This is a genomic window from Alteraquisediminimonas sediminicola, assembly GCF_019740335.1.
Taxonomy (GTDB): domain Bacteria; phylum Pseudomonadota; class Alphaproteobacteria; order Sphingomonadales; family Sphingomonadaceae; genus Alteraquisediminimonas; species Alteraquisediminimonas sediminicola.
In genome coordinates, this window is record NZ_JAHXZS010000001.1 from 450,069 (window position 1) to 465,191 (window position 15,123).

General features: G+C 58.8%; 12 protein-coding genes. 5 read left to right on the top strand and 7 right to left on the bottom strand.

Translation table 11 applies throughout. The features are described 5' to 3' along the window. Window positions 1-29 precede the first annotated feature (29 nt). Window positions 30-4,172 carry a DNA-directed RNA polymerase subunit beta gene (gene rpoB / locus K6117_RS02240; protein ID WP_221792128.1) on the bottom strand — a complete coding sequence of 1,381 codons (4,143 nt, stop codon included), beginning with the start codon at window positions 4,170-4,172 and terminating at the stop codon, window positions 30-32. A gap of 335 nt (window positions 4,173-4,507) precedes the next feature. On the opposite strand from rpoB, the gene lexA reads away from it, so the two are divergent. After that, a complete protein-coding gene (lexA, locus tag K6117_RS02245) occupies window positions 4,508-5,224 on the top strand; it encodes a transcriptional repressor LexA (RefSeq protein WP_221792832.1) in 717 nt (238 codons plus the stop codon). Window positions 5,225-5,649: 425 nt separating this feature from the next. Here the strand turns inward: lexA and K6117_RS02250 are convergent, their stop codons facing one another. Together K6117_RS02250 and gltX are read right to left on the bottom strand one after the other, a co-directional pair. Next, the gene (locus K6117_RS02250) at window positions 5,650-6,936 is read right to left on the bottom strand and encodes a citrate synthase (RefSeq protein WP_221792129.1); all 1,287 of its coding nucleotides are present in this window, start codon (window positions 6,934-6,936) and stop codon (window positions 5,650-5,652) included. A 17-nt stretch (window positions 6,937-6,953) separates the two neighbouring features. After that, entirely contained in the window at window positions 6,954-8,381 is a 1,428-nt protein-coding gene (gltX, locus tag K6117_RS02255) for a glutamate--tRNA ligase (protein ID WP_221792130.1), read from the bottom strand. 26 nt (window positions 8,382-8,407) lie between these two features. Between gltX and K6117_RS02260 the strand changes: the two genes are divergently transcribed. Next, window positions 8,408-10,663, top strand: coding sequence for a ComEC/Rec2 family competence protein (locus K6117_RS02260; RefSeq protein ID WP_221792131.1), 2,256 nt, complete (start codon window positions 8,408-8,410; stop codon window positions 10,661-10,663). Window positions 10,664-10,676: 13 nt separating this feature from the next. Next, entirely contained in the window at window positions 10,677-12,143 is a 1,467-nt protein-coding gene (locus K6117_RS02265) for a M48 family metalloprotease (RefSeq protein WP_246604764.1), read from the top strand. 91 nt (window positions 12,144-12,234) lie between these two features. On the opposite strand, the gene K6117_RS02270 is transcribed toward K6117_RS02265, so the two are convergent. From K6117_RS02270 to K6117_RS02280, 3 genes are all read right to left on the bottom strand, one after another. After that, window positions 12,235-12,402, bottom strand: a complete 168-nt coding sequence (locus tag K6117_RS02270) for a Flp family type IVb pilin (protein ID WP_221792132.1) — start codon at window positions 12,400-12,402, stop codon at window positions 12,235-12,237. Window positions 12,403-12,519: 117 nt separating this feature from the next. Continuing rightward, window positions 12,520-12,690, bottom strand: a complete 171-nt coding sequence (locus tag K6117_RS02275; protein WP_221792133.1) for a Flp family type IVb pilin — start codon at window positions 12,688-12,690, stop codon at window positions 12,520-12,522. A 157-nt stretch (window positions 12,691-12,847) separates the two neighbouring features. Next, window positions 12,848-13,033: a Flp family type IVb pilin gene (locus K6117_RS02280; protein WP_221792134.1), complete on the bottom strand. Its 186-nt coding sequence runs from the start codon at window positions 13,031-13,033 to the stop codon at window positions 12,848-12,850. Between the two features lie 56 nt (window positions 13,034-13,089). On the opposite strand from K6117_RS02280, the gene K6117_RS02285 reads away from it, so the two are divergent. Continuing rightward, a complete protein-coding gene (locus tag K6117_RS02285; RefSeq protein WP_221792135.1) occupies window positions 13,090-13,512 on the top strand; it encodes a (deoxy)nucleoside triphosphate pyrophosphohydrolase in 423 nt (140 codons plus the stop codon). Here the strand turns inward: K6117_RS02285 and K6117_RS02290 are convergent. After that, complete coding sequence (locus tag K6117_RS02290) at window positions 13,509-14,309, bottom strand: class I SAM-dependent methyltransferase (protein ID WP_221792136.1); 801 nt, start codon at window positions 14,307-14,309, stop codon at window positions 13,509-13,511. The genes K6117_RS02285 and K6117_RS02290 overlap by 4 nt on opposite strands. Before the next feature lie 21 nt (window positions 14,310-14,330). On the opposite strand from K6117_RS02290, the gene K6117_RS02295 reads away from it, so the two are divergent. Next, on the top strand, window positions 14,331-15,116 hold the full coding sequence (locus K6117_RS02295; RefSeq protein ID WP_343211727.1) for a ComF family protein: 786 nt from the start codon (window positions 14,331-14,333) through the stop codon (window positions 15,114-15,116). Window positions 15,117-15,123: the final 7 nt, after the last annotated feature.

Genomic DNA, 15,123 nt, shown 5'->3' on the forward strand with positions numbered 1-15,123 from the left:
TATAATTCAAGATGTGCGTTAGGTGGCGGTTACTCGGCCGCTTCGGCCAGACCGTCACCCTCTTCAATCGACTTCAATTCGACATTGAGGCCGAGCGAACGCATTTCCTTGACCAGCACGTTGAAGCTTTCCGGAATGCCAGCCTCGAAGGTATCGTCACCCTTGACGATTGCTTCATAGACCTTGGTACGGCCAACCACGTCATCCGACTTGACCGTGAGCATTTCCTGCAGCGTGTACGCAGCACCATAAGCCTGCAACGCCCACACTTCCATTTCCCCGAAGCGCTGACCACCGAACTGGGCCTTACCGCCCAGCGGCTGCTGGGTGACGAGGCTGTACGGCCCGATCGAACGGGCGTGGATCTTGTCATCAACGAGATGGTGCAGCTTCAGCATATAGATATAGCCGACGGTCACCTTGCGGTCGAACTGATCGCCGGTACGCCCGTCGAACAATTCCACCTGACCCGAGCTATCGAGACCAGCAAGCGCCAGCATATCGGCCACATCGGATTCACGCGCACCATCGAACACCGGCGTCGCCATCGGCACGCCATTGGTCAACAGGCCCGCCATTTCGACGATTTCCGCATCCGAACGCTTATCAATGTCGGCGGCATAGATCGGTCCATAGACCGTCTTCATCCGCTCACGCACCGCGCTTGGGGCAGAACCCGCTTCAACGCCACGGTTCTGATCGCGCCAATCTTCCAGCGCCGTCGCGATCTGGCGACCCAGACCACGCGCCGCCCAACCCAGATGGGTTTCAAAGATCTGACCGACGTTCATACGCGAAGGCACGCCCAGCGGGTTCAGCACGATATCAACCGGCGTACCATCCGCGAGGAACGGCATGTCTTCTTGCGGCAGAATGCGGGAGATAACCCCCTTGTTCCCGTGACGACCGGCCATTTTGTCGCCCGGCTGCAGCTTGCGCTTCACCGCGACGAACACCTTGACCATCTTCAGCACGCCCGGCGCGAGATCATCACCCCGTTCCAGCTTCTCGCGTCGGTCTTCGAACTTGCGGGTGATGATGCCAACGGCATCGTCATACTGCGCCTTCACCGCTTCGAGATCGGCCTGCACCGCATCATCGGCCACCGAGAATTTCCACCATTCATGCTTTTCGACTTCGTCGAGCAGCTCCGATGTGATGTCCACGCCCTTCTTCACGCCCTTCGGGGCCGCCGTAGCGACCTGACCCAGCAGCATGTCCTTCAAACGGCCATAAGTGGCGCGGTTGAGGATGGCACGTTCGTCTTCACGATCCTTGGCGAGACGGTCGATTTCCTCGCGTTCGATCGCCATGGCACGTTCGTCCTTGTCGATGCCGTGACGGTTGAACACGCGCACTTCGACGACCGTACCCGATACACCCGGCGGCAGACGGAGCGACGTATCGCGCACATCCGATGCCTTTTCGCCGAAAATGGCGCGCAGCAGCTTTTCTTCCGGCGTCATCGGGCTTTCGCCCTTTGGCGTGATCTTGCCGACGAGAATATCGCCCGGCTCAACTTCCGCACCGATGTACACGATACCCGCTTCGTCGAGGCTGCGGAGCGCTTCCTCGCCGACATTCGGGATGTCGCGCGTGATGTCTTCCGGCCCGAGCTTCGTATCACGGGCCATGACTTCGAACTCGTCGATATGGATCGACGTGAACACGTCGTCCTTCACGATCCGTTCCGAGATCAGGATGGAATCTTCGTAGTTGTACCCATTCCAAGGCATAAACGCGACGAGCGTGTTACGGCCCAGCGCCAATTCACCCAATTCGGTCGACGGGCCATCGGCGATCACGTCGCCGCCGGTCACAATGTCGCCCACCTTCACCAGCGGACGCTGGTTGATGCAGGTCGATTGGTTGGAACGCTGGAACTTCTGCAAGGTGTAGATGTCGACGCCGGACTTGCCCGCTTCGACCTGACCCGATGCACGCACCACGATACGGGTCGCATCGACCTGATCGACGATGCCCGAACGCTTGGCCGTGATGGCCGCGCCCGAATCCCGTGCCACGGTCGATTCCATGCCGGTGCCGACAAACGGCGCTTCGGCGCGGACGAGCGGCACAGCCTGACGCTGCATGTTCGAACCCATGAGTGCGCGGTTGGCGTCATCGTTTTCCAGGAACGGAATGAGCGAGGCCGCGACCGACACAAGCTGCTTGGGCGAAACGTCCATCAGCGTGATGTTTTCACGCGGGCTGATCAGGAATTCACCAGCCTGACGCGAGGACACGAGTTCCTCGATGAAGCTGCCGTCTTCGCTCAACGCTGCCGATGCCTGCGCAATCGTGTGCTTGGCTTCTTCCATCGCCGACAGATAGACGACATCCGTTGTCACCTTGCCGTCCACGATCTTGCGATATGGCGTTTCGATAAAGCCATATTTGTTCACCCGGCTGAACGATGCCAGCGAGTTGATCAGACCGATGTTCGGGCCTTCCGGCGTTTCAATCGGGCAGATACGGCCATAATGGGTCGGGTGAACGTCGCGGACTTCAAAGCCAGCGCGTTCGCGGGTCAAACCGCCCGGCCCGAGCGCCGAAACACGACGCTTATGCGTCACTTCAGACAGCGGGTTGGTCTGATCCATGAACTGCGACAACTGCGACGAGCCGAAGAATTCACGCACCGCAGCCACCGCAGGCTTGGCGTTGATCATGTCGTTCGGCATCACCGTCGACACATCGACCGACGACATGCGCTCCTTGACCGCACGCTCCATCCGCAACAGGCCGACGCGATACTGGTTTTCCAGCAATTCGCCGACCGAACGGACACGACGGTTGCCGAGGTTATCGATATCGTCGATTTCGCCCTTGCCGTCCTTCAGATCGACCAGAGTCTTGACCACGGCCAGAATATCTTCCGAACGCAAAGTCGTCACATCATCGGCGCAATCAAGGCCAAGACGCATGTTGAGCTTCACGCGGCCCACTGCCGACAGGTCATAACGCTCGCCATCGAAGAACAGGCCAGCGAACAGCGCCTCGGCGGTTTCCTTCGTCGGCGGTTCGCCCGGACGCATCACGCGATAGATCGAATCCAGCGCCTGATCGCGTTCCTCGGCCTTATCGGCACCAAGGGTGTTGCGGATCCACGGGCCGGTGTTGACATGATCGATGTCGAGCAGTTCGAGACGATCAATCCCCGCCTTATCGAGATTTTCGAGATTTTCCGGCGACACTTCATCACCAGCCTCGATGTAGATCTCACCGGTTTCTTCGTTGATGAGGTCATTCGCGGCATAACGACCGAAGATTTCCTCGGTCGGGATCAGCAGCGTGTTGAGACCATCCTTGGCCGCCTTGTTGGCAGCGCGCGGGCTGACCTTCTGGCCCTGCGCGAACACGATCTCGCCGGTTTCGGCGTTCACCACGTCGAACGCAGGCTTCTGGTTGCGCCATGCTTCGGCGGTGTACGGAATGCGCCAGCCGCCCTGACCACGTTCCCACACGATCAGATTGTAGAAGTGATGCAGGATCTGCTCGCTGTTCATGCCAAGGGCGAACAACAAGGATGTGACCGGCAATTTGCGTTTGCGGTCGATGCGGACGTTCACGATGTCCTTGGCGTCGAATTCGAAATCGAGCCACGAACCGCGATACGGAATAACGCGGGCAGCAAAGAGATATTTGCCCGATGCATGGGTCTTGCCGCGATCATGGTCGAACAGCACACCAGGCGAACGGTGCATCTGCGACACGATAACGCGCTCGGTCCCGTTGATCACGAACGTACCGTTGCCGGTCATGAGCGGCATATCGCCCATATATACGTCCTGCTCCTTGATATCGAGCACCGAGCGGGTTTCCGTATCCGGGTCGACTTCAAACACGATCAGACGAAGGGTCACGCGCATCTGTGCGGCATAGGTAATCCCGCGCTGGCGGCATTCCTCAATGTCGTACTTCGGCTCTTCCAGTTCGTAATTGACGAAATCCAGTTCCGCAGTGCCTGCGAAGTCGCGGATCGGGAACACGCTGCGCAGCGTCTTTTCGAGACCGGACACATAGCCGATCGCTGGATTGGAGCGCAGGAATTGTTCATATGATTCGCGCTGCACCTCGATCAGGTTGGGCATTTCCACGACTTCGTGGATGTTGCCGAACACCTTGCGGATGCGCTTGGATGAGCCCGATGGGGCTGCCTTGGTTGCCATGTAGCGTTTCGCCTTCTTCGCTAAAAACCGTTGCACTTCAGTCGATTGACCTGCGCAGTAACGCACAAAAAGCCGCCAGCCACTCATATGAGCGACAGCAGCTTCTAACGCATTTAGAACCCGATCCATCCTATTCTGTGGCAATACTGCGCATGCACCGCCGGTCCCGGATGGTTCGGGAGAGATAAGTCGCTCTAAACCCCCGCCCGCAAAGGGTCAAGACAAAGCCCCCGCATTATTGCCACGCATCCTAGATCTAGCGGCTACCGGCTTGACCTGTTCCAATATGTTGCCTATACGTTCGAATATTGTTCCAGATGAACGAAGGTATGGCCATGCTCACTGCCAAGCAACTTGAACTGCTCTGCTTCATCCGTGACCGACTGGTCGAGACCGGGGTATCTCCTTCGTTCGAGGAAATGAAAGAGGCGCTGGACCTGAAATCCAAATCGGGCGTTCACCGCCTGATCTCGGCCTTGGAAGAACGCGCTTTCATCCGCCGCTTGCCCAACCGCGCCCGCGCGCTGGAAGTGCTGCAAGTGCCGGAGGGCGCACCACCGATCAAATCACGTGGCCATGTGCAGGCCGATCACGCGGACAACAATGTAGTCGAACTCGCCCCTGCCCGCACCGCGACGCCCAAGCCGCAGACAGGCGCGTCCGCTGCCAATGACGTGCTCGAAATCCCGCTGCATGGCCGCATTGCCGCTGGTATGCCGATCGAGGCGCTGGAGGGCCATTCCCACCTCGCCGTCCCCGCCGCCCTGCTTGGCCCCGGCGAACATTATGCGCTTGAAGTCGCAGGGGACTCGATGGTCGACGCCGGAATTCTCGATGGCGATTATGCACTGGTCCGCCGTACCGAAAGCGCGCGCGATGGCGAAATCGTCGTAGCCCTGATCGACGAGAATGAAGCGACGCTGAAATATTTCCGCAAGGAAGGCTCGATGGTCCGCCTCGACCCGGCCAATCGCGCTTATGACCCACAGCGTTATGACCCGCGTCAGGTCCGCATTCAGGGCCGCTTGGCCGGACTATTGCGCCGGTATTGAGGACCTCACTTCAGGACAAGTAAAGGGTGAGACGGAATGAGGTTTACGACGCTCGCCATCAGCACGGTATTACTGCTGCTTACCTCCTGTGGAAACGAGGACAATGTCCCCGGCTACGACAACCTTGAGGTTCTCGTTACACACAATCGTGTCGGAAAGGACTCTGACAATTGGATAGAGATGAGAAATATATCCGGAGAATGGGAGAGAACCGGGCTCATCTTTGGGTATTTGGGCGATTATGATGAATGCCAGAAGGCAATAACAGGATTAAAGCGCGCGAACAGTGCTCGAGAGTATCGCTGCACTCCAGCAAACTAATCTCGACATTGCGACCTTTACATTACCCATAAAAAAACCCCGCCCTCCATCAAGGAGAGCGGGGTCTTTTCAAATCCGCTTAAGCAGATCGGTGTGATCGAAGCTTAGCGCTTTTCGACCGCCACATAATCACGATGGGTCGCGCCGGTATACAGCTGACGCGGACGACCGATCTTCTGTTCAGGGTCCGAAATCATTTCGTTCCACTGTGCAACCCAGCCGACGGTGCGGGCCAGTGCGAACAGCACGGTGAACATCGTGGTCGGGAAACCGATGGCCGACAGGATCACGCCGGAATAGAAGTCTACATTCGGGTAGAGCTTCTTTTCGACGAAATACGGGTCGTTCAGCGCAATCTGTTCCAGTTCGCGGGCCACGTCGAAGATCGGGTCCTTGACGCCAAGGCGTTCAAGCACTTCGTTCGCGGTCTTCTGCATGACCTTCGCGCGCGGATCGTAATTCTTGTACACGCGATGGCCAAAGCCCATCAGACGGAACGGATCGTTCTTGTCCTTGGCTCGGGCGATATATTCCGGAATGCGATCGACAGTGCCGATTTCACGCAGCATGTTGAGCGCAGCTTCGTTCGCGCCGCCATGTGCCGGACCCCACAGACAGGCGATGCCCGCCGCGATGCACGCGAACGGATTGGCGCCAGACGAACCGGCGAGACGCACGGTCGAGGTCGATGCATTCTGTTCGTGATCGGCATGGAGGATGAAAATCTTGTCCATCGCATCTTCGACCACCGGATCGACGACATAAGGCTCTGCCGGCACGCCGAAAGTCATGCGCAGGAAGTTGCCGGTGTAGCTCAGATTGTTGTCCGGATAGATGAACGGCTGACCGACCGAATATTTATAGGCCATGGCCGCAATCGTCGGCATCTTCGCGATCAGGCGGTGCGAAGCCACCATGCGCTGATGCGGATCGTTGATGTCGGTCGAGTCATGATAAAAGGCCGACAACGCACCGACAACACCGCACATGATCGCCATCGGGTGCGCATCGCGACGGAAGCCGCGATAGAAGGTCGCCAGCTGTTCATGCAGCATGGTGTGACGGCTGATCGTGCGGGTGAAGGTTTCCAGCGTCGGCTTGTTCGGCAGTTCGCCGTTCAGCAGCAGATACGCCACTTCCATGAAGCTAGACTGTTCGGCCAGCTGATCGATCGGATAGCCGCGGTGGAGCAAAACGCCCTCATCGCCATCGATATAGGTAATTTTGGATTCGCAGCTTGCCGTCGACGTAAACCCCGGATCGAAGGTAAATGCGCCAGTGTTGCCATACAGTTTGCGGATATCGATCACATCCGGACCGACCGTGCCCGACATAACCTTGTAATCCGAAGCATTGCCCGCGAGTTCGAGCCGTGCTGCTTCCTTACCCATAACAGTCTCCACCCTGATCAATTCGTCATCTGGTCGCTGATGCGGCCGAGGCTTTCATCCCGTCCGAGCAGCAATAATACGTCAAAAATACCCGGACTTGTAGCTTGGCCAGTCAGCGCTGCCCGCAACGGCTGCGCCACCTTGCCGAGTTTCAACTCCTGCGCTTCGGCGACCTGACGAATGACCCCATCAAGGGTGTCCGCCGTCCAGTCCGCGACCGGTTCAAGAGCTGCGAAAACGAGTCCAAGGATTGTCTTCGATGGATCGTCTAGCAGTGCTTTTGCGCTCTCGTCCATGGCAATTGGGCGGTTGCGGAACAAAAACAGCGCAGATGCAGCAATTTCCTTGAGATTTTTAGCACGTGGCTTGATGAATTCCATGCTGCGAAGCAACACATCAGCTTCAAAATCCGTCAATTCATGCCCCAAAAGGGCCTCGACATCGGGTCGCACCAAGGTCGCCAGCCGGGCATTTTCCGACTCGCGGATATAATGGCCGTTCAGATGTTCAAGCTTCTTTTGGTCGAAACGCGATGGCGCCTTGCCGACCTGACCGATATCAAACCAGCGGATCGCATCTTCGCGGCTGATGAACTCATCATCGCCATGGCCCCAGCCGAGACGCAGCAGGTAATTGCACACCGCCTCGGGCAGCATCCCCATTTCGTCGCGATAGGCCTCAACGCCGAGCGCGCCATGCCGCTTGGACAATTTCGCGCCATCGGCACCGTGAATGAGCGGCACATGGGCATATACCGGCTCCGGCCAGCCCATCGCGCGATAGATCGTCAATTGACGAAACGCGTTGTTGAGGTGATCGTCGCCGCGAATGACATGGGTCACGGCCATATCATGATCGTCGACTACCACCGCTAGCATATAGGTCGGCGTCCCGTCCGACCGCAGCAGGATCATGTCGTCCAGCTCGGCATTTTGCACGGTGACATCGCCCTGCACCCGATCATGGATAGTGACAGCCCCTTCGCGCGGCGCCTTCAGCCGAATGACGAACGGCGCGCCCGCAGGGGCTTCCGACGGATCGCGATCGCGCCAGCGACCGTCATAGCGCATCGGTAGCTTCTTTTCGCGCTGTTCGGCACGCATCGCTTCCAATTCTTCGGGCGTGGCATAGCAACGATAGGCATGGCCTGCGGCCAGCATCTGGTTCGCGACCTCGGCATGGCGATCAGCGCGGGCGAACTGGAACACCGGCTCCCCATCCCAATCAAGCCCGAGCCAGCGCATGCCATCCAGAATGGCGTCAATCGCGGGCTGGGTCGAACGCGCGCGGTCGGTATCTTCGATCCGCAAAAGAAATTTGCCGCCATGATGACGGGCGAACAGCCAGTTGAACAACGCGGTACGCGCGCCGCCAATGTGCAAAAAGCCAGTGGGCGACGGGGCGAAACGTGTTACAATCGTTGAAGAATTTTCACTTGCGCTCACGCGCTTGACCTCGCACTAATCATGGGATGTTTGAAACAGAACAGCGCGCACCTAAACCATTTTTCATTACGATGGAACTGTTCAACGCGTGCAATCGCATTTCCCACTTTCTCGCCCGCGTGATCGGCAACATCATCGACACGCTTGAGGCCCAACTTGCCGCCGAGCGCCATCAACTGCCCTTGTGGTTGCCGGTCTTTATGGGGATCGGCATCATGGGCTGGTTCATCCTGCCCAACCGCACCGATTGGTATGCGTTGCTCTACCTCTTTGCGGCGATGTGCGGGCTGGGCATTTCCATCGGACACAGCCGATTATTCGGACGCGCCCTGATCATTGCCGGGATCGCGGCCAGCCTTGGCCTCGTGCTGGTCTGGTATCGGGCGGAACATGTCGCCGCCCGCGTCCTCGCCCGCCCGTTGGTCACCCTGTTCGATGCCCGCGTGATTGCCCTCGAATATCGTGCTTCAAATGAGAAATGGCGCTATCTGCTCGCCCCGTTGCATCGCTCCGACCTGCCCGAAAAGCTGAGATTGAACCACGCTTTTGCGCCACCCCCGGATAGTATCGGCGGTGTGTTGCGGGTCAGGGCGCGGCTGGTGCCGCCTGCGCCCGCCTCTTTGCCCGGCGGTTATGGCTTTCAACGGGTCGCATGGTTTCAAGGATTGGGCGCAACCGGGACGATGCTCGATCCACCACGCCTGATCCAGCCCCCCCGCTCCCCGCCATTTGCACAGGCACTCGCCCCCCTGCGCGCCCGCATCGCCACCCATATCACAAGCAAACTCAGCCCAGCCGCAGGCGGCGTCGCCATTGCGCTCGCGACGGGCAGCGCAGGACAAATCCCCGAAAGCGATGCCGATGCCATGCGCCAGAGCGGCCTTGCGCATCTTTTGTCCGTCAGCGGCCTACACATCAGCGCAGTGGTCGGCGCGACCGTGCTGCTCACCACTTCCCTTATGGCATTGAGCCAGCGGATCGCGCTCCGCCTGCCCATTCCGATCATCGGGGCAGGGATCGCCACCTTGGCCGCCATCGGTTATACCTTGTTGACAGGCGCAGAGGTGCCGGCGGTGCGCTCCTGCATTGCGGCATTACTAATCCTCACCGGCATGGCGCTCGGGCGGCGCGCGCTCAGTATGCGGTTGGTCGCAACCGGCGCGTTGCTCGTGCTGCCCTTATGGCCGGAATCCCTGATCGGCCCCAGTTTTCAAATGAGCTTTGCCGCCATCATCGCGATTGTCGCCTTGCATGAACATCCCAAGATCAAGGCATTGCTGGCCGGGCGGGAGGAGCCGCTTTTCGCCAGATTGGCCCGCCATGTGATAGCGCTGATCCTCACCGGCCTTGCGGTCGAGATTATATTGATGCCGATCGTGCTCTATCATTTTCACCGAGCGGGACTTTATGGCGCGCTCGCCAATATCGTCGCCATTCCCCTCACCACCTTCATCGTGATGCCATTGGAGGCGGCGGCGCTGTTGCTCGACACGTTCGGCCTTGGCGCGCCTTTTTGGTGGGGGGTGGAACAGAGCATTTCGGGCCTGCTTGCTCTCGCGCACAAGGTCGCCAATCTACCCGGCGCCGCACTGATGTTGCCATCGATGGGGCGCTCGGCCTTTACCCTGATGATCGGCGGCGGGCTGTGGCTGTTGTTGTGGCAGACCCGTTGGCGTTGGGCGGGCCTATTGCCCATATCGGCGGGCGTGGCGTTGACAGCCATGGCCCCTGCCCCCGATTTGCTGGTGACGCGCGATGGGCGGCATGTGTTGCTGCGGCTTGATGATGGCGCGACGGCGTTATTACGTAACCGTGCCGGGGACTATGTTCGCACAACATTGGCCGAGGGTGCAGGTGTACATGCCGACACTCTGACCCAAGGCCTCGTGGACCTGCAAGATCGTAACGACGTCGATTGCTCCCGCGATATATGCACCGCCCGACTGCGTCGCGATGGGCGGGCGTGGACCATCGGCTTTATCCGGTCGGATGTGCTGCTGCCATGGGATGATATGCGGCGATATTGCCAGCAATTGGACATCATTATTGCGCCACGTCGGCTACCCGCCGCCTGTATGCCGCGCTGGCTGCGTTGGGACCGGCCCGCGCTTGACACTTTGGGCGGCGCGGCGCTGTCGCTCTCGCCCCCCAATATCCGGCAGGGGGAGAGCAATATAGGCGACCATCCGTGGCAACGCGCTGCGCAAAAATCCACGCACATTGGCTTGACCGTCAGCCGCCATTCATGGTTCCCCTTTTATCAAAGAAATACATCCGAATGAGGAGACCCAAGACATGATGCGCAACGGCCTGATCGCATGTACCGCCATCGCCCTTGCCACTGGCGCGTGCTATGCCCCCCAAGGCGATGCGAACGCCGCCCCTGCCAAGGCCCCGCGCTCGATTTCTGCATCTGAAAAGGCGCAGGGCGCGAAATATCATCCGGATCTGCTCGCGGAATATGGCGGGCCTTATACGGGGCCACAGGCCGATTATGTCACGCGGGTGGGCAAGAAAATCTCGGTCCAATCGGGCCTGTCCAATGCCGAGGGCGATTTCACGATTACCTTGCTCAATTCGCCGGTGAACAACGCGTTCGCGATTCCCGGCGGCTATGTCTACATCACGCGGCAATTGCTCGCGCTGATGAATGACGAGGCAGAACTGGCCTCCGTCATGGGCCATGAGGTCGGCCACGTCGCGGCCCGCCATTCGGCCAAGCGCAACACGACCTCCACCATCGGCCAGATTCTCTCGGCGGGCGTCGGCATTCTCACCGGCAATAGCACGCTTGGTCAATTGGCAGGCTATGGCACCCAGCTTTATACCCTCGGCTATTCGCGCAAGCAGGAATATCAGGCTGATGATCTCGGCGTCGCCTATCTGGCGCGGGGCGGCTATGATCCGCTGGCCGCATCCGACATGCTGGCCGCCCTTGGCGCGCAGACCGCATTGGACGGCAAGGTGACGGGCCAGACCCGCGACATACCGACATGGACCAGCACCCACCCGAACAGTGCCGATCGTGTCATCCGCGCGCGCAAACAGGCCGCCACCACCGGCATTCCCACTGGTCAGGGCCTGCGGAACCGCGATGTGTTCATTTCGATGCTCGATGGCATGTTGTATGATGACGACCCGAAGGAAGGGCTGGTCGTTGGACAACAGTTCATCCACCCGGTCCTGAAACTGAAATTCACCGCGCCCACAGGCTATAACATCATCAACGGCAGCGATGCCGTCACCATCAGCGGCACAGGCGGAAAAGCACAGTTTTCCGCCGGAAAAATGCCCGCCAATGGCCTTGCCGGTCATATTGATGCCGTGTTCAAGGCGGTCGGCGGCAACACACCAATCCAATATGGCGAAATCACCAATAGCAAAATCAACGGCATCAACGCCGCACAGGCAAGCGCACGGGCGAACACCTCATCCGGTCAGGTCGATGTGGTCGTCACGGCCTTTGATTTTGGACAGGCCGCCTATCATTTCCTGACTATCGCCCCGGCTGGTCAGGGCATTGGTCCACTCGGCCCCTTGGTCAACAGCCTTAGCCGGATCACCGATGCCGAAGCCGCCGCCATCAAACCGCGCGAAGTGGATATTGTGACAGTGAAGGCGGGCGACACCCCGGCCACTTTGTCGGGTCGCATGGCCTATGCGGATTACAAGCTCGAACGGTTTCTCACGCTCAACGCGCTCGACAGCAATGCCAAATTAACACCGGGTCAAAAGCTGAAGCTGATCGTCTATCGCAAATAACAGGGCTAAACGAGACCGAATGAAAAAGGGCCGGCACATCCCATGCCGGCCCTTTATTATATCGTAATAATGTCAAATACCTAGCTGTAATTCAGCCGACTTTCAAATTCGTAGTGACATTACCTAAAGTCTTTTTCATGCTATTGCCCATGCCCTGCATGGCAGTGATAGCGGAGACTGCAATAAGCGCCGATATCAAGCCATATTCAATGGCAGTTGCGCCTTTCGTCTCCCGCAACAAATGCAAGAAATGCAACATTTACCTACTCCCAAATTCCCGATGCATCAGCCCTGACCACATTTGGAAAAGGGGCCGGAACATCCAGCACCGACCCCTCTCTTTTTCACGGCATTTACATGTGAGCCAGATCTTGGCTTAGCCGGCGGTATTCAGGTTGGTCGAAACGTTGGCGAAGGTCTTCTTCATGCTATTGCCCAGACCCTGCATGGCGGTGATGGCGGCAACGGCGATCAGGGCAGCGATCAGGCCATATTCAATAGCGGTCGCGCCCTTGGTGTTCTTAACCATTTTACGAATAAAATACATAACGCTACTCCTAGGTTCCAAGCTTCAGTAGTTCCCAACTCCGCACCTTGCTTAAGGGTTTGGATTATTTTGAAATTAGCAGCGATAAGTGTAAAAACATTTAACTCACCTCTAATTTCATCCGGCAGATTTTTAGTCCACCAGATTTATTGGCGGATCAGCCGGCTTTATTCACCTGATCCGCGACATTCGTCCACATTTTGACCGACGACTTGGCAAAGTCGCTCAATGCCGACAGCATCACGAGCACCATCAATGACAAGATCAGACCATATTCAATCGCCGTACCACCCCGCATATCGCGTAGCGCATGTACAACGCGGCCTAGCCACCGTATCAGCATGTTCGTATTCCCTATGTCCCGCCCCCTCATTGCCACCCACAGGTTAAGACTTTGCTATGATGAGAGAATTAATACCGCAGCAACCTTTGCTGCTCGTAGTTGCCGCCGCATTGGTCGACACATCCGGCCGCGTGTTGCTGCAACAACGGCCCGCGCATAAACAGATGGGCGGATTATGGGAGTTTCCCGGCGGCAAGGTGGAAAATGGCGAAACACCGGAAGCCGCCATCTTGCGCGAGCTTGCCGAAGAACTTGACATCATTGTCGATCACAGCTGCCTTGCGCCCGCCTGTTTCGCGAGCGAGCCATTGGGCGACCGACATTTATTGTTGCTGCTCTTTGTCCTGCGCAAATGGCAGGGCGATCCAAAGCCGCTGGACGCGACCGCGATGCAATGGGTCACGCCCGCGCAGATGTTCTCGATTGACATGCCGCCTGCCGATCGTCCGTTGATTGGCCTGCTCGACGCGTTACTTTAGGCTGGTTTGGCGGGTGTCCATGCGGTGATGGTGAGCAGTTCGACCCGCTCGCTAAACCGTCCGTCAGGGGCCGCATGGGCATCCAAAGCCGCTGCCAAGGCGCGATAGCCCCGCTTGCCAAAAGGCCGCAGGTCACGCCGGATCAGCGCATTGCCGCCGCCATGCGCACGAATATCCGCCAATAAATCCGCCGCATCGCGATACCGCAATTCCACCCCAAAGGAATCGGCCACCGGCTGGACAAAGCCCGCACGCGACAATAGATCGCCCGCCGCCCGCACGTCGATTTGCGGATGCAGCCTCGGCGATGCCGCCCGGCCTTCCGCGTCTTGTGCCTGTTGCAATGCCTCGCGCAGCAGCGGCAACGACCCCGCCCCCGCCATCGCGCCGATCAACATCGCATCATGCGCCATCAGCCGCCGACATTGCACCAACATGCCGGGCAGATCATTGACCAGATCCAGCCCACCGGGCGCGATCACCAGATCATAGCCCCCGGCCAGATCGAATAACCGATCCGGCTCCACGCAGCTTATCCCTGCCCTTTGCGCGAAGACCTCGCTGGAATCGCAGCATTCAACCAAGATCCCTTGCGCCGCCAGCCAGCTTGGCAGCATCGAATCTGCCGCGCCGATCACCAAAGCGCGCTGGAATGACCGTTGGACAAAGGCGATGCGCTCGATCACATCTTCCTCGACCTGTCGCAGCAAGAACCGCGCATCCGCAGGCAGTTGCGCTGCCCGGTCGCGATGACGACGCAGCAGGTCGCGATCATAGATTTCAAGTTCGGCAGTCATGATGATGTTGCCATAGCGCTTGTGCAGGCAGGTGCAATCCCGCAAGATCAGCCGATGCGTATGTTGCGTCTCACATTATCGTCACTGGCCGGCATATTGCTGGACTTCGCTTTACCGCCGCGCTGTATCGCCTGTGGCGCGATAGTCGCCGATGCCGGCAGCCTGTGCGCCGATTGCTGGGGACAGGCGCGATTTCTGACCGGCGCGGGCTGCGGCCAATGCGGGCGCCCCCTGCCCGACAATGCCCTTGTCGCGGATCAGACCTATTATTGCGCCCCCTGCCTTGCCTCGCCCCCCGCATTTGACAGTGTCCGAGCAGTGATGGCTTATGGCGACATCGCCCGCGCTGTCGCCTTGCAGTTGAAATATGGCCGCCAGATTGCCCATGCCCGCACCATATCGCGGCTGATGGCCCGGCTTGTCCCGATCAGTTCCAGCGACAAACCCGCCATGCTGATCCCCGTGCCACTCCATCGCTGGCGGTTATGGCGACGCGGGTTCAACCAATCTGCGCTGGTGGCGGATCATCTCGCCCGCTTGTCCGGCCTGCGCCATGATCGCATGGCATTGCGCCGGATCAGACAGACCCCCTCACTTGGCCATCTCAACCGGCAGCAGCGACACAAGGCCGTCACCGGCGCATTCAGGGTCGCGGGCGATGTGCAGGGTCGCAACATCATCCTGATCGACGATGTATTCACCACTGGTTCGACCGCACAGGCCTGCGCCCTGGCCCTGAAAAAAGCGGGGGCAAACCGGGTCGATGTCATTTGCTGGGCGCGGGTGTGCGAAGATACAGGGAATTGACCACCTG